15 protein-coding genes and 1 pseudogene are annotated in these 15,547 nt (G+C 58.9%); 6 read left to right on the top strand and 10 right to left on the bottom strand.

Features of this window, described 5'->3' with window-relative positions; all coding sequences use genetic code 11:
• Nucleotides 1-187: 187 nt before the first annotated feature.
• From ACSSV8_RS15160 to tnpC, 6 genes and pseudogenes are all read left to right on the top strand, one after another.
• Nucleotides 188-577: a transposase gene (locus tag ACSSV8_RS15160; RefSeq protein ID WP_454283004.1), complete on the top strand. Its 390-nt coding sequence runs from the start codon at nucleotides 188-190 to the stop codon at nucleotides 575-577.
• Between the two features lie 212 nt (nucleotides 578-789).
• Nucleotides 790-2,028 carry a tyrosine-type recombinase/integrase gene (locus ACSSV8_RS15155; protein ID WP_454283003.1) on the top strand — a complete coding sequence of 413 codons (1,239 nt, stop codon included), beginning with the start codon at nucleotides 790-792 and terminating at the stop codon, nucleotides 2,026-2,028.
• Nucleotides 2,028-2,936 carry a tyrosine-type recombinase/integrase gene (locus ACSSV8_RS15150; RefSeq protein ID WP_454283002.1) on the top strand — a complete coding sequence of 303 codons (909 nt, stop codon included), beginning with the start codon at nucleotides 2,028-2,030 and terminating at the stop codon, nucleotides 2,934-2,936. Before ACSSV8_RS15155 ends, ACSSV8_RS15150 begins: the two co-directional genes overlap by 1 nt.
• Nucleotides 2,933-3,946 (top strand): tyrosine-type recombinase/integrase, encoded by a 1,014-nt coding sequence (locus ACSSV8_RS15145; RefSeq protein ID WP_037238709.1) that lies wholly within the window; start codon nucleotides 2,933-2,935, stop codon nucleotides 3,944-3,946. Before ACSSV8_RS15150 ends, ACSSV8_RS15145 begins: the two co-directional genes overlap by 4 nt.
• Nucleotides 3,947-4,056: 110 nt before the next feature.
• A pseudogene (gene tnpB, locus ACSSV8_RS15140) lies at nucleotides 4,057-4,341 on the top strand (IS66 family insertion sequence element accessory protein TnpB); the annotation flags it as partial.
• 123 nt (nucleotides 4,342-4,464) lie between these two features.
• Nucleotides 4,465-5,955 carry an IS66 family transposase gene (gene tnpC / locus ACSSV8_RS15135; protein WP_454283005.1) on the top strand — a complete coding sequence of 497 codons (1,491 nt, stop codon included), beginning with the start codon at nucleotides 4,465-4,467 and terminating at the stop codon, nucleotides 5,953-5,955.
• Between the two features lie 224 nt (nucleotides 5,956-6,179).
• Here the strand turns inward: tnpC and ACSSV8_RS15130 are convergent, their stop codons facing one another.
• The 10 genes from ACSSV8_RS15130 to ACSSV8_RS15085 form a co-directional block, all read right to left on the bottom strand.
• On the bottom strand, nucleotides 6,180-8,102 hold the full coding sequence (locus ACSSV8_RS15130) for an AAA family ATPase (protein WP_454283001.1): 1,923 nt from the start codon (nucleotides 8,100-8,102) through the stop codon (nucleotides 6,180-6,182).
• The gene (locus ACSSV8_RS15125; RefSeq protein ID WP_454283000.1) at nucleotides 8,102-8,617 is read right to left on the bottom strand and encodes an ABC-three component system middle component 5; all 516 of its coding nucleotides are present in this window, start codon (nucleotides 8,615-8,617) and stop codon (nucleotides 8,102-8,104) included. Before ACSSV8_RS15125 ends, ACSSV8_RS15130 begins: the two co-directional genes overlap by 1 nt.
• Nucleotides 8,610-9,812, bottom strand: a complete 1,203-nt coding sequence (locus tag ACSSV8_RS15120; protein WP_454282999.1) for an ABC-three component system protein — start codon at nucleotides 9,810-9,812, stop codon at nucleotides 8,610-8,612. The genes ACSSV8_RS15125 and ACSSV8_RS15120 overlap by 8 nt, the downstream gene beginning before the upstream one ends.
• Nucleotides 9,813-10,121: 309 nt before the next feature.
• The gene (locus ACSSV8_RS15115) at nucleotides 10,122-11,198 is read right to left on the bottom strand and encodes a type IV secretion system protein (RefSeq protein ID WP_454282998.1); all 1,077 of its coding nucleotides are present in this window, start codon (nucleotides 11,196-11,198) and stop codon (nucleotides 10,122-10,124) included.
• 12 nt (nucleotides 11,199-11,210) lie between these two features.
• Nucleotides 11,211-11,621 carry a hypothetical protein gene (locus tag ACSSV8_RS15110; protein WP_454282997.1) on the bottom strand — a complete coding sequence of 137 codons (411 nt, stop codon included), beginning with the start codon at nucleotides 11,619-11,621 and terminating at the stop codon, nucleotides 11,211-11,213.
• On the bottom strand, nucleotides 11,618-11,812 hold the full coding sequence (locus ACSSV8_RS15105; protein ID WP_454282996.1) for a DUF4177 domain-containing protein: 195 nt from the start codon (nucleotides 11,810-11,812) through the stop codon (nucleotides 11,618-11,620). Before ACSSV8_RS15105 ends, ACSSV8_RS15110 begins: the two co-directional genes overlap by 4 nt.
• A complete protein-coding gene (locus ACSSV8_RS15100) occupies nucleotides 11,809-12,795 on the bottom strand; it encodes an ATPase, T2SS/T4P/T4SS family (protein ID WP_055296391.1) in 987 nt (328 codons plus the stop codon). Before ACSSV8_RS15100 ends, ACSSV8_RS15105 begins: the two co-directional genes overlap by 4 nt.
• A gap of 4 nt (nucleotides 12,796-12,799) precedes the next feature.
• Entirely contained in the window at nucleotides 12,800-14,179 is a 1,380-nt protein-coding gene (locus tag ACSSV8_RS15095; RefSeq protein WP_454282995.1) for a TrbI/VirB10 family protein, read from the bottom strand.
• Complete coding sequence (locus ACSSV8_RS15090; RefSeq protein WP_454282994.1) at nucleotides 14,176-14,874, bottom strand: TrbG/VirB9 family P-type conjugative transfer protein; 699 nt, start codon at nucleotides 14,872-14,874, stop codon at nucleotides 14,176-14,178. Before ACSSV8_RS15090 ends, ACSSV8_RS15095 begins: the two co-directional genes overlap by 4 nt.
• A 2-nt stretch (nucleotides 14,875-14,876) precedes the next feature.
• A complete protein-coding gene (locus ACSSV8_RS15085) occupies nucleotides 14,877-15,530 on the bottom strand; it encodes a virB8 family protein (protein ID WP_037931429.1) in 654 nt (217 codons plus the stop codon).
• Nucleotides 15,531-15,547: the final 17 nt, after the last annotated feature.

Below are 15,547 nucleotides of genomic sequence, written 5' to 3'. Positions count from 1 at the left end.
TTCACTCCGTTCGGGATTGAAAACCTGCAAGAGCTCATCGAAATGGACCGCGACCGCGCGCGTTGACCTCGTTGTGGCCTACGCCGGATGCTTACGATAGGGTGTAAGCGTTTCCTGCCGCCCACCTTCCGTCTGTGATCGTGATGGGTTCATTGGACCCTGTTGATTGTTGGACTGGATTTTCTCCATGGAGACTACATCGGAGGTTCTCCCGGTTGGCGGCCGGGGTCGTCGGAACCGGAAATGGCCGGATGGGCTGAAAGCACGGATCGTGGCAGAGACGCTGGTTCCGGGCAGCACTGTGAATGCTGTAGCGCTGCGGCATGGTGTGCCTGCGAACCATCTGTCCTCCTGGCGGACGCTGGCGCGGACCGGACGGCTGGTGCTACCTGCGCCGGAGGATCCTGCGGAATTTGCGTCACTGATCGTTGCACCAGTTGACGATGCCCCGCTTGGTAAAACGGGTGCGCAGGATCGGCCGGAGATTGTCATGGGCGCAGTCGTGATCCGGTTGGAAGCCGGGGCCTCAGCGGAACGGATTGTATCGGTCGTGCGCGGCTTGGAAGCCAACCCATGATGTTCCCTTCAAACCGTGTGCGGGTTCTGGTCTCAACGCAGCCTGTGGACTTCAGGAATTATGCCGAGTCCATGATTATGCAAAGCTGCAGATCTGCAGGCTAATTTTTCTTCTCCCATTCAACAGGTCTGCATATCTGCCAATGTCGTAAGACTCCGCATAATTAGGCTTACTCCTCCGGCGCGTCTTTGCGCCCAATGAGGAGAATGCCAATGACCAATATTGATGAACGCCTGCCAGTTCGGCCGGGGCATATGGAGGCAGGCGAGCTTGCCGAGCCGATTGTCGCTTATGCGGCTCACCTGTCTGGCCTCGGCTACACCGCGCTGACGATCAAGGGATATACCGACTCAGCCCGTCATCTTGGGGCATGGCTCGCGCTCTCGGGCTTGACCATCTCGGCGCTCGACGAGCATGCGCTGGAACGCTTCGCGCGGCATAAGTGCCGGTGCGGCGGCAATCGGTCATCTGATCGGCTCTCTTCCAAGTATGTGAGGCGAGTTCACCGATTCACATACTACCTTGGCGACTGCGGCATCATCCCGAAGGTCGCGCCTGCAGCGTTGGTTGTCGATCCTTCCGTCGCACGCTTCGGTGAATGGCTGCGGCGCCATCGTGGCCTCTCGGAGCGGACCATTGCCCGGCATGTCCGCATGGTCTCTCGGCTTTTGCCGGCTTTGGGCGTCGATCCCGACGCATATGATGCGTCGCGGGTCCGCGCGGTCATCCTCGATGAAGGGACGCGCTGCTCCGCTGCCTACGTCAAGACGATGGCGATGGCGCTGCGTGGTTATCTTCGGTTCCTGGCCACGCGCGGCGAGTGCCGCCCCGGTCTCGATCATGCCGTGCCGCCGACGCCAGACTGGAGGTTGTCGGCGTTGCCGCGTTATCTGTTGCCCGAGGATGTCACCCGCTTGATCGAGGGGTGCGATCTCTCCCTTTCTCATGGGATCAGGGACAGGGCGATCCTTCTTTTGCTCTCTCGGCTTGGTCTGCGCGCGCACGATATCTGGGCGATGGAGATCAACCATGTCGATTGGGCAGCGGGCACGGTCCGCGTTCGCGGCAAGCGGCGGCGTGAGGTGCGGTTGCCTCTGCCTCAGGAAGCTGGTGACGCGCTGCTCGCCTACCTCGAGGATGCCCGCCCGCTGGTGGATGAGCGGAGGATCTTTCTGCGCTCGGCGGCACCGTATGTCCCCTTCGCAAGCTCCAACGTGGTCTCGACCATCGTCCGCTCCGCCCTCCGGCGAGCCGGGATCACCGACGCGCCATCGCAGGGAGCCCACCTTCTGCGTCACTCGGCGGCGACGGCCATGCTTCGGGCGGGCGCGACGCTCGATGCAATCGGCGCGGTATTGCGCCACCAATCGCCTGACACCACTGCCCACTATGCCAAGGTCGATCTCGCGACGCTGTGCTTGATCGCGCAACCCTGGCCGGGGGACGCGTGATGCTGGCTGATGATCTCAAACGGTATGTTGCGCTCCATCGCGCTCTCGGCTTCAAGTTCCGCGTCCAGGCAGGACTTTTGCGCGGCTTCGTCGCATTTGCCGAGACGTATGGCGACAGTGTCGTATTGGCCGCCCGCACGATCGCATGGGCCAGCGAGGCACCCTCGCCGGCGCAACGACGCAACCGCCTGCTGACCGTGCGCCGCTTCGCACTCGCCATGCATGCCGAGGACACACGGCACGAGCTGCCGGCGACCGATGTATTCGGAACGGATCGGCACGCCCGCGTCCTGCCGCACATCTGGACCGCCGACGAGATCGCGCAGTTGATGAGCACGACTGCTCTGCTGGGGCAGCCCGGCGCGATCCGTCCCCTGATGTACCGAACGCTCTTCGGCTTGCTCGCCGCGACGGGGCTGCGCATCTCCGAGGCGCTGGCACTGCGCGTGCGCGACGTCGGTGAGGATGGCCTCATCATCCTTGCCACGAAGTTCCGCAAGAACCGGCTCGTGCCGATCCACGCCACCACGCGCCGCGCGCTCGACGCCTGGCTCCGCACCTTCCCGGGGCGCCCTGACGATCCTGTCTTCCGATCAAGTGCCGGCACGGGACCTGCCTATTCCACGGTGATCACGGTCTTCCTTCGCCTGACCCGCACCGTCGGGCTGCGTGGCGCCGCTGGCGAGCCGGGACCGCGCATCCACGATCTCAGGCACAGCTTCGCCGTGCGCTCGCTGCAGCAATGTGGATCCGGCCGCGCGGCAGTCGCCCGCCACATGGCCGGGTTGAGCACCTATCTTGGTCATGCCCATATCACTGACACCTACTGGTACCTGCAGGCCACCCCGACCCTGATGTTCGGGATCGCCGAGGCTGGCGAAGCGCTGCACCGGGGGGATGCCTCATGACCCTTCTCGGCCAACACCTCGCCGTCTTCCTCCGTGAGCATCTTCCCCGGGATCGCGGTGCCAGCCCGCACACCTGCGAGGCCTACGCAACCTGCTTCCAGCTCCTTGTCGTCTTCGCCGCCAGCCACCTTCGCACCAAGCCGTCAGACCTCACCGTGGAAGAAATCGATGCCACGCTGGTCCTTGCGTTTCTCGAGCACCTCACGACCGCGCGCGGAAACGGCGCGCGGTCGCGCAACGCGCGGCTGGCCGCGATCAACGCTTTCTTCCGCTTCCTTGAATACCGGCTGCCGGACTGCCTTGATCAAGCAGGCCGCATCCATGCAATCCCGATGAAGAAGGTGGATGAGGCCCTCGTCACGCATTTGACGCGCGTCGAGATCAAGGCGCTTCTCGACGCGCCCGACCCGCGCACACCGTCGGGAACGCGGGACAGGGCGATGCTACACCTCGCCTTCGCGGCCGGACTGCGCGTATCGGAGCTGATCGGGCTGAAGTCCGGTCAGGTCGACCAACGGAACTGGGGGGATATCCGCGTAATGGGCAAGGGACGGCGCGAACGTGTCCTGCCCCTTTGGAAAGAGACGGCAACCGCGATCCGGGCCTGGATCAGCATTCGCCCCAAAACCTCTGCGCTTGAACTCTTCCTCAATGGTGTTGGTGCTCCGATGACCCGATCGGGCTTCGCGTATATTCTGCGCAAGCACGTGGAGCGCGCCGCGGTGATGCAGCCCTCTTTGCGCGACAGGCCCATCACGCCGCATGTGCTGCGCCACACGTGCGCGATGCACACCCTCGCGGCCACTCACGACATCCGGAAGGTCTCTCTTTGGCTGGGTCACGCGACCCTCCAGAGCACCGAGATATACCTGCGCGCCGATCCAACAGAAAAGCTCGAAGCCCTCGCCGCCATGGAGCCACCCGTGTTGCGACCAGGCAGATTCAAAGCGCCCGACAAGCTGCTATCGATGCTAAACGATGTTCGAAACTCAAGAAAATATGCGCAGTGATATTGTCGTTAAGGTGCTGGCAGCAATTAAAAAGCTGCCAGACACTCTGCATAATCATGGACTCGGCATAATTGCGATTATGCTGAGCTCAGCATAATCGCAAAGGTCATGATGGTCTTGCGGCAGTCGTGTCGTCGGTGCTGCGCAAGGATCCGTTCACCGGCACGGTGTTTGTGTTCCGCTCGCGCCGTGCCGATCGGCTGAAGCTGCTCTACTGGGATGGCACAGGACTGGTGATGGCCTACAAGCGGTTGGAAGATACGACCTTCACTTGGCCCGCGATCAAGGACGGGATGATGGCGCTGAACCACGCTCAGTTTGAGGCCCTGTTTGCCGGTCTTGACTGGCGCAAGGTCAAGGCATTGGAGATGCGCCCACCTGCTGCGGCAGAATGAATCAACCACTGTCTTTTGCGTGTTTTTACAAGGGTTTTATCATATTATCGGGCGATGATCGCGACACCCGCCATTGACCTTTCCACTATCCCGGCCGCCCAGCGTGCAGTGGTTACGTCGTTGATGGAAACGATCGCAGCACTTCAGGATATTACCCAACGCCAACAGCATCTGATCGCTGAACTGAACCATGCCCTGCATGGCAAACGGTCGGAAAAGCTGACCGAGGATGAACGACAGCTGGCGTTTGAGGATCTGTCCATCGCGCTGGCCGAGGTCGAGGTGCAGAAGGAACATCTGGCCGCCAAGGCAGGTGACAAGACGGCAACCAGGCCCGCGCCAAAGCGCACCATAGGTAATCTTCCGGCCGCGTTGCCGCGCATCGAGGAGGTTATTGAACCCGCCAGCCTGATCTGTCCTTGTGGCTGCGGTGTCATGCACAAGATCGGTGAAGATCGCAGCGAGCGGCTGGACATCGTGCCGGCGCAGTTGCGTGTGATTGTCACCGTGCGCCCGAAATACGCCTGCCGGACCTGCACCGACGGCGTGACCCAAGCTCCCACACCAGCGCACCTGATTATGGGCGGCCTGCCGACCGAGGCCAGCATCGCCCATGTGCTGGTCAGCAAATATGCCGACCACCTTCCTTTATACCGCCAAAGCCAGATCCTGGCGCGGGCGGGTCTTGATCTGCATCGCGCCGTCTTGGCCGATTGGGTCGGCAAGGCAGCATTCCACCTCAAGCCCGTTGTTGACCGGCTGGCTGAACACCTGAAACGATCCGACAAGCTGTTCATGGACGAGACCACGGCCCCGGTGCTGGATCCGGGGCGGGGCAAAACCAAGACAGGTTATCTCTGGGCACTGGCCCGCGATGACCGGCCATGGGGCGGTGAAGATCCACCCAGTGTGGTCTACTTTTATGCCCCGGGCCGGGCGGGCGAGAATGCCGAAACATTCCTGACAGGTTTTAATGGCATCCTGCAGATCGACGGATACCAGGGCTACAACCGGCTGACCAAACCCACGCGCAAGGGCGGCACCCCCATTCGCGTGGCCCATTGCTGGGCGCACGCGCGCCGCAAGCTCAAGGAAGTCTTCGACCGCGATGGATCACAGATCGCCGCCGAGGGACTGCGCCGCATTGCCGAGATCTATGCCGTCGAAGCTGATATCCGTGGCACCTCCCCCGGCCAGCGATTGTCTGCCCGCCAGACCTGCAGTGCTCCACTGGTCGCAGCCTTCGGCGACTGGCTGCAGGCCCAACGCCGCAAGATCTCGGCTAAATCCCGGTTGGGCGAAAAGCTGAATTACATCCATAACCACTGGGACGGGCTGCAGACCTTCTTGGCCGATGGCCGCGTCGAGATCGATAACAACCGCGTCGAAAACCTGATCCGCCCCATCACACTCAATCGGAAAAACGCGCTCTTCGCGGGGCATGACGAAGGTGGCATCGCCTGGGGCCGCATCGCCTCGCTGATCGAGACCTGCAAGATCAACGACGTCGAGCCCTTCGCCTATCTCAAGGCCACCCTCACAGCGATCGCACATGGTCATCCGCAAAGTGGCCTCGACGATCTGCTGCCGTGGAACTTCAAGCCGTCAAGCTGAACCGCCAGTGCCCTCCTGGGAACGCTTACGATAGGGTGGCGAGGATGGCACCTCAGTCTGTCGGACAGGGCGGCGGGTGGAGGCTCGCTGAGAAAGCCAACGATCCATAGCCAAATGCGGAAGCGGACTTTCAACTGACTATTGAGAGCTGCCCATCGAACTTCAGACACGGACACGAATTGGGATTTGCAGCTTGCGGATATTTGAATGATCAATGGCTCAGCTTATGATGAAGAAGTACCAGTCTGGATGTTCAGAGTTCTATTTTCCTTGGTGTACTCAGGTCCAATGATGTAGTCCTCGCGCCCCAGTTCGGGATTTAGCGTCGAGGTCGTCAGAATGATCTGGTGTGGCTGGCTTTCTTCATCCATTAGATCCGCAATGACTTTTTGGAAGTTTCTAACCCGGTCGCCGACCATACCCTTGTCCTCCACGTTGTCGAGCAAGAGCATTCTCGGATATCTCATTTGTTGATCCTGTAGTGATGATAGCAACAGACCTATGAAAAGGCTATTTTTTACCACAACCATGCCGCTAGCACTAGTCGTGATGTTTGGGTCACCGTTGATCGCGAACCAGTCGTCCTCGAAACTGAAGTCAAACTTTTCAAGCTCTTCAAAATCGTTGTGTTCTTCGAGGTCCATCTCGAGAACGCGCTTTGTTTGTTCAGCAATTCGGGTCTTCACCTGCCGTCGGCGCTTGTCTCGAGCTAGCTCCAATGCCTCGATTTCGTTCCTTAGCCTTTCCACCGCGCTGTAGGCGGCCTCTTTTGCAGCTTTGACCTCGTTGATCTGTTGCCTGAGGTCAGCCAGCTTACTCAACTCGTCCAATCGTGAATCTATCCTTCCAATCTCGCGACTTCTTTCAGAAATCAGTGCAGTTCGCCCGTCGATGGAAGCATTTCTGACTTCGTCAAATTGCTTCATCTGGCGCGACATACTTGTCTTCAGGCGGGTAGCTTCCTTCCTGAGAGTGCTTAACTTGTCCACACGCTTTTCTTGTAGGCGCAAGCTCTCAGAGATTTGCCCTTCGATGTCCATTCTGAGCTCAAAAAGCTTTGTGTCTTTATCTTCTTTTGGAAGCTCTTCTTTGCATAGGTGACATTGATGATCAGACGTATCGGTCAGCGGTTGTAGGCATGCCGGGCAAAGCTCAAAGGGAACGTCTCCAATAGCAATGTATGTTGCTGCGGTTCTGTTGAACTCTTTGAGGAGCTGCTCAAGGTGCTTAACAAAATGATCGCTATCCAATATTTCAAAATCCAATGACGCGATTTCACGCTCAATACCCACCAACCTATCACGCTCTTTGGTGATTTTGTCGTAGAGATTTCTGCGCTCACCCTCAGCCAGTTTGGCAATTTGGGAACTATCTACGTCTGCGCTGTGAAGGCCTTCAACCTCTTTTTGAAGCATCTCCAGTCGCTGGGACAGATTGCTCCTCTCGGTTTCAAATGCGCCCTCATTGAAGTTCTCGCCCAAATTCGCCGTGGCTCTCAGCAAATTTGTGAGCTTTGTGCCGAGTTCACTTTCCATCTTCCGGCTCTCTCGTAGAGCAATGCGCTTCGAGTAAAGCTCGTTGTTTCCGATCCCACAAAGCAGTTCGGATATAGCTTCCCTAGTGTCTCGAGGATCAAAGTCTTCGCTACGGAAAATGCGCTGGAACGGCGTGGTCTGGTCTACGTACATCAGTCTAAGAATTTGATGCATCGTAATGTTTGAACCCTCATCTCCCGGTATTTCGGGGAGGCCAAGGGCCTTAAATAAAATCTGACTGAAAGTCTTAGAATGATCGTTTCGAGAGTAGGGATATCGCTGCCAACCGTCTGCTGCAGCTTCAAGTCCGTCCTGCAAAGCTCCGAAATAGATGAACATGGGCTGATTGCTGTCGGTAGATACGTCTCTTCGAAGGGACAGTTTTGTTCCGCCAGCCGAGACCTCTGCGAACACACTATCACATCTTTGCGCAACAGGTTTCCACTTGGTCAAGTTTCCACCCAACGCGAAGAAAATGAAGTCGAGGATAGATGATTTTCCTGATCCGTTAGACCCGTGAATAATGTTTAAACCAGAGTGAAACTTCTGATCATAAGCTCGCTGACCGCTTTTCATCACAATCAAGCGATTGAGTTTGAGGATGGGCGACATTATCTGAATCTCCCTCCCATCTCTAGATTTGCTCGTCGGAGCAAACCAGTTGGGCCATCCAAGGGTATTGCACTTAGATCACCAGTTATGAAAGAGATTTGGCGCGAGTTCTCGGATACAAACGCTTGCAATACTTTCTTCAGCTCGTCCGGAATACCTTTAGAAGACAGCGTGAGGTTCCCTTCCTTGAAGGCTTCAGCAGACAGTATGTTCTTTGCCACCAATTGACGTAGCGCTGCTTTTTGGAAGACTTGCAACTCGCGAAAGACTGTCCTGATGTCTGGAAGGCTAACAAAACTATCGCTCGGTTTCGGAATCTCAAGATCTCGTAGTGTTGACCGGAGTGAACCGAAGCCCTTATACTGAATTTCATGCAGGTACTCAGGAAATAGTAGGAAAGTATCCAGAAGAGATCCTCTAGGGACAGATAATTGTTTCGGCGTAGCTAAGCACAACGCCATCATCCGAAAACTACAATGGTGAGGATCTCTCATTGGATGCCAAATTCTAATCATTTGGCTTGGTCCAATTTATATGACAGTTGCCGGTCAAATAGTAGATCGCGCTGTGAATGTCAGCGATATTGAACAAGTCATTCGATGACTGCTTTTCACTGAGTGGTGCAAGTAGCTTCGAGTGAATAGCCGTGTTCACCATGACTTCGTCTGCACCCGAACGAATAAGCGGTGCTATGTGTATCCGGAAAAGTGTAAGGACTTCGCTCAAAAACTGGCGGTATTTTTGGCGAGCACTGCCAGAAATGGCATTTCGCCTTACCATTTTATGGATTCGTTCTTTCTCTGCCTCAGCCTCGTCAATCTCTTGATCGCACTTGCCTCCCTTTTCGAGCTTTTCCGCTAACGAAAGACGATCTCCCTTAACAGTGCTAATGTAGTATTCAAGGTCATCAACAGAAATTTTATCATCAACATTCAGACCGTCCGATTCAAACAATTCTTCTAGAAAGTTCTTGATACACACATAGCCAAATTCATCCTGGTGACCAAATTTGCAGATTTCACGATGATTTGCGTCGATTGGAATAGGGTCACAGTCCGGAACGCCTGGGTTTGCAGAACCTGCATCGACAACCAATGCCCCGTTTGTGTTCATGGTTTCATAGAATGCACAGGTTTTTATACCTATTGCCGGTGCCTTATTTTTATACCATGTGTTCAAGTCTACCAACATGGCACCGGCATTCGAAAGTTCTTTTGTTTGCTTGGATCCAACGCCGGGGATTAGCGACAAGATTGATGCCAAGGGTGAGCCAGTGTGAGGGCTTGCAAGGAAAACTACGCCTCTACAATTTTCGTATATTGCCATTTTAGGAGCAGTGGTTGAGCTTTCGCATGCGCGAAGCATAGCCTTGGCGATGACACCGCCGAGGCTATGACAAACAAGAACCAATGGCCTTCTACCAATCTTCTTTGCACGCAATAGTTCGGACAGGCTCGCCGCCACTGTTAGAAGGGACAGGTCGGGTCCGTTAAGAAGGGCACTATATTTGGATGATGGGTAATCCAGACCCCAAATCGAGATTCCTGGAAAGGCCTCTGACAACCACACTGGCCATACATCGCCAGAATTTCCTAATGGATTTTGCCAACAGCTCTCGAAGGCATCGCCCAAGCCGTGCATAAAGATAACATCGACGGCAGGTAGACCGTTTGGGGGGGTGTAAATTTCATTAAGTTGAAATACCGACAATGAGTGCCTGTGCAGGTTGATCCGTTGTGAACTGACAATGCGCAAATACTACATGTAGCGCAAGACTTCAGTTATTTCATAGGCGTGAGAGCAATGCGTGCTTCATGTTCCGCAGCCGCCCACCCTGCGGGTCCCTTGGTCATTTCGACTGTCTACACGTTTGGCGCGGACATTCCAATTAGCGCTGCGGCGCGGGCGGGCTAAGTGGGCAGTTTTCAAATGCTTAAGTGCTAGGCTCGCTCCGAGCGGTGCTCCACTGCGGCGACCACGCTCCCAACCACATTCTCTCTGCAGTTCCGCTTTGAGCCGTCACCGTCGTCCAAGTCGACCCAGTCTCGCCAGCTGCGCCAGCATTTTTGATCCCGAGTCTGCGGATCCTGTGCTGCCTGCGGAACCCGTCTGCCCCATGCCTTGTCTTACGGGCATCTGCTGCACGCCGAAGAACTGTCGCGCCCTGATGGCTGCGTATTCTGCGCCACTTGCGCCTCCGATCAGGTAGCGATTGTAGGCCTGCTGGCTGCCCATTGCGGCGCGGGCAAAGCTGTAGCCGCCGCCGAGACCACCGGAGAGGGCGGGCATCATAATGTTTCCGGAGATCGCGCGGACGATGAAGGGCGTGGCAATGATGAAGCCCTTGGCCATGAGCACCATCATGAAGAAGGGAATGAGCGCGCCGATGTTTGAGGCTCCCTCCGGGTCGCCGAGTTCGCCGATGAGGGCAGAGGAGACGCCCGTGATTGTCGCGAACACACCGGCCACGACTATGGGGTAGAGCGCGAAGGAGACCAGCGCCGACAGCCAGCGCGCGAAATAATCCTTGGTGACCTCGAAGAGGGTCAGGAAAATCATCACCGGGGCGATCCCGATCAGGAGCGCGATCATCAGGCGGGAGGCCACGAGGATGAAGGCGGCCAGCCCGCCGAGGATCGAGAGCAGAAGAACACCGACGATGTCGAGCATGGCGCCGGCCATCCAGTTCAGCTCGGACCCGGCAGCGTTCAGATAGTTGCCCAGTTCCGCGATCAGGCGGTCGAATTCTTCGGCGAAAGTTCCAGAGGGTCCCGGACTGCCGCCGCCGACGGAGGCCACGAGCGCGCCCGCGATACTGTCGATCCCATAGAGAATGGCAGACGAGAATGCGTTGAACTGCATCCAGTTGGTCGCGAATATCCCGATGAGCCCGATCTTGACCGCGAGCCAGAAGGCCGTGTGCCCATCCATGGCCCGGTATTGATAGATCATGTTGATTCCGACGAGGATCACCACCAGCGTTGTCCCCAAAACCAGGAGCGTGCCGACCGTTGCCGCAACCGCACCAAACTGGGTCTCAGCGGCAGTGTCGAGATAGGCTTGGGAGGTTTCAACGAAGTAGGTGACGACACTCATCGCGGGGCTGCCTTACCAATTACCTGCGGCTTCGCAGATGGCCTTGGCGGCAGTTCGGGCGGCGTTGGCGCGGCGGTTGTAGCCATCCGAGGCTTCGAGCATTTCCCATCGTTCGTCGCTCGCGTAGCTCTCCCGAAACACGGCCTCGGCCGCGTCCCAGGACGGGAACCGAGTCGCGCAGTCGCAGTTGCCGATCTCGACGACCCGCTCGAGATTCTGGGCGCGATAGATGTCCTGAACCAGAACCCGCTGATAGGCTTGGCGGAGCGGGATTTCCTGCATCCAGACGGGCTCGGCGGGCCGGTCCGGACAGACGTCAAAGCTGCGATCGAGGGTTGGCACTAGGTTGCGCTCGGCAACGGCGAAAGCGGGCGTCAGACTTAGGACCAGCGCGGCCAAGGTGAGGTGCTGCGCCTGCCTCATGCCGTGGCTCCAGCGGGTGTAATTTCGCGTTTCAGGAAAACGGTGTGCCCGATATTGGCGAACTCCGAAGTGCTGATCGACACCACCTCCCACCCGTCTGCGCCCTTCTCGTTCAGGCAGGTCTGCATGTCGGCAAGGCTGGTTTTGCGGGCCATGGGAAAGGACAGGATATCGTATTCAAATGTCTTCATGGGGAAGTTCCAATCTCGGTTGCGCCGGGGAGGTAGAATTCCGTGATGCCGCGTTTGCCGTCATGCCGACCGGCCTGGATGATCACGTCGATGGAGTTCTCGATGTACTGGATCATGTCGGCATAGGTCATCGGGATCTCGGTCTTGAGTGCTGCGATCGCGAGGCGCTGCACGGCCAGTTGCGGGGTTTCTGCGTGCAGCGTGGTCATCGAGCCGCCATGGCCGGTGTTGATGGCTTCCAGAAAGGTCATGGCCTCCTTGCCGCGCACCTCACCGAGGATGATCCGGTCGGGGCGCATGCGCAGCGTCGCAGTGAGAAGCACATCGGCGGTCTGGAATTCTGCGTCGCGATTGGCGATGAGGGTCACGGCATTTGGTTGGGTCGGCAGAAGCTCGGCCGCTTCTTCGATGGTGACGATGCGTTCCTCGGCCGGTACGTGAGAGAGGATCTTGCGCGCGGCCACGGTCTTGCCGGTGGAGGTGCCGCCCGAGACGATCATGTTGAGTTTGTTCTCGACGCAGAAGGCGAGCGCATCATCGATCAAACCCGCGGCCACCACGGCGCGCAAGGCACGCTTTTTTTCCACGCGCAGGTCTTCGAGCTTGCGCTCTTTTCCGTAGAGGAAATCGAGTGCGATGCCCTCGAGTGGCAGGCTCGAGAAGAACCGCAGGCTGATCGACATGGCCGAGAGCACGGCGGGCGGGGTGATGACCTGTGCGCGGATCGGGCGCCCCTTGTAGGTGATCGAGACTGAAACGATGGGGCGGTCCTTGCTCATCGTGGTGTTGGCGGAGGAGGCGATCTGGTTGCCGAGGTCCCTGACCTGAACGCCCGTCAGCCTTTGATCCAGCGCGCGCATGAAGTGATCGCCCTGGAATTCGCCCCAGCAGGTGCCATCAGGGTTGATGCAGATCTCGATGACATCGTCGCGAGCGGCGGCGTCGATCCGGTCGAGCGAGGTTTCGAGATAGCTCAGCGACATGGGCTCAGAATATCTCCAGATCGCGGTCGACCATGACCGTGACGCGGGCGCCCTGGTCGACATAGATGACGGGGCCGATGGAGAGGTAATCGCCTATGACGCTGTCCGTGGCATCTGCCAGATCATCGCCAACGTCTTCGAGAGCGTCGGCGGCAGTCTCATCCTGGACTTCGGAGGCGGCGGCACTGGGTGCTGCGGAGATCAGCGAGATCAGCGCGGCCGACCCGAAACGCTCGGCGAAGCGTGTGTCCACGAAACCGGTGACGCCAGAACGGCCCAGTTCATCACCTCCGAAGGAGCTGATCTGGACGGTCTGGTTGTCGGGCAGGATGATCCGGTCCCAGGCGATCGTGACGCGGCGCTGCGCGATATCGACGCCAGCGCGGTAGCGCCCGATGAGACGCGATCCTCGGGGGATCAAGAGGCGCACGCCATCGACGCTGTAGACATCCTCGGACACCACGGCACGGGTCTGGCCGGGCAGGGAGCTGTCAAGGGCAGTTTCCATGACGGCCTGGATCATGGTGCCCTGGATGATGGTGTTGGAGGGATTGGCGATCACCTCGGCCTGCGTCACCGTCGAGGGCAGCGCCCCGTTCAGCACGAAATCCGTCACCTCGCCGAAGGTGCGTTCGGTCAGAGCCGTTTCATTCGCTCCTGAGGCACCGCCAAACGCGATGGTGGGCGAGGCGATGCGCCGCTCCTGGAAGGCGCGTTCCTCCGCGGCCCGGCGCTCCAGCTCGGCCATGCGCCGGGCTTCTTCCTCGCGGCGCAGTCGCTCTTGCTCGCGTGCGCGCAGCTCATCCTCCGTGGGGCCCGCTGGGGCGGGTTGGGGCCGGCTGGCCTCGAGTTGGGCCAGTTCCAGATCCATACGGAGTTGTTCAAGACTTCGATCCCGCGCCGTCAGTTCGTCCTGAAATCGTTGCTGTGCTGCTTCCGAGGCGGCTTGCAGCGCCGCAATCTGAGCGGTCAGCGCGTCGATCGCCTCTGCGGCGGCGGTGTCTTCCTCGACGACCGGTTCAGGGGCGTTGCGCAACTCCTCGATCTGGGCCTGCAGGGCGGTGATCTGCGCCAGAAGCTCGGCATTGGGCTCAACGGGGTCTGGTCCGACGAACACAACCTCGGGCTCGGGCGGGGGCAAGGTCTCGATGGCGCCAAAGCCGTCCCCCTCGTTTTGGAAGACGTCTGGGGTGGCCGTCGGCAAGGCTACCTCTTCGTCGGGCTGTGAGAGGAGATAAAGCAGGGCACCACCCGCGCCGATGACGAGGACCACGATCAGCGCGAGAAGGGGCGACCGGCGCTGCGCCGCCGTGGGGGCGCGGGCACTGCCTTTCTCAAGGGCGGCGAGGCGTTTTTCCAGCTCGGTGTTCCCGGTATCGCTCATGAGGTGGCCTCCGCGGGCGGGATCGCCTCGATGCAGACGAACTCTTCGCCAAGTCGCAGGACCCATTGGCGGTTTACGCCGCTGACGCGGATCACGCCGTCTTCAGGGGTTTGCGTGTTGACCGTGCGCTCGCGGCCGCCCGCGTAGCGGAAGATCGCGGGCACAGGCGCGTTTCTTGGAAACGCGAAATACGTGAACGTCCCGTCATCCCAGATGCGCGTTGGCGTGAACTCGGTCCGCGCGCTGGCGCCGTAATTGTAGTTCGGCGCTTGGGCGGCGATGGCCCGGGTCGGGCGCGCATCGTCCTCCGGATAGCGGAACTGCACCACATAGAAGGTCGGGCTGCGGACCTCCTCGACGTTGAAATAGTAGCTTCGCCTGTTCGTGTAGACCGTCACATTGGTATGAACGCCGCGCGCGACGGGCTTGATCGCGAAGGCCTGGCCGCCCGGCACGCCATCGATCTCAAACCCTTCCGTGTCGCCTGCGATAATCGAGCGGATGCTTTCGCCCTCGCCGAACTCGATGGTGGTCACATGGGTGAGCGACACGCTGAGACGGTAGACCTGGCCCTCCTGGTAGGTGGCCAAGCGCACCCGATTGTCGTTGGGACCGCCACGCGGGATGGCTTCGGCGGCGACCAACCCCGGCAACAAAACGATGAGGACAACAAATGCAATTCGTACGGGAAACAAGATCAGTTCTCCAATCTGTCGGAGCGGATGGAATATTCGAGCACGGTGAACCCAAACGGATTGGTCCAGACCTCATCGATGGACCGGCGGGTCTCGGGACGGAACTCGAAGAGAAGGGTCGCGGTGAAGAGCCCGGTTTGGGTGCCGTTGATGGAGGTCAGACGCTTGCGCAGGCGCACCGTGGCGCGGTTGGAGCCGATCCGGTTGATGCTGAGAATTTCCACGTCGAGCCTGGCGTTGGGGCCATAGACGGTCGGCGGGTAATTCTCGTTGGCGCTGTTCCAGATCTGGCGCAACCCGCTCTCGGCGGCCCCGTCCGAGCGGCGCAGGACGCTGCGGATGCGCAGGTCGTTGTCGAGCTGGTTGTAGACCTCGCGGTCGGTCACATAGCGGAACACCTCTGCCTCGATGATCGCCTGGTTGGCGGTCACCGAGGAGGCGCCCACCGAGGCCTCGGGGAGAGCAAAGCCGGTGGCGGGATCGTAGGGGACAACGACGGGGGGCGGGTCGACATCGAGGATCGAGACAGCCGCGGCGCTCAGACAGCCGATGATGCCGAAGACAAGACCTGCCAGACCAAGGCGTTGCCAGAGCCGTTCGCGGCGCAGGGCACCGTAGACCAGCTCTTCCTCGATGATCTCTTGTTCACTCGCCACCCGTCATGCCCCCACGA

Source organism: Roseovarius sp. MBR-79, assembly GCF_053628555.1.
This window is presented reverse-complemented; position numbering and strand designations above follow the sequence as displayed.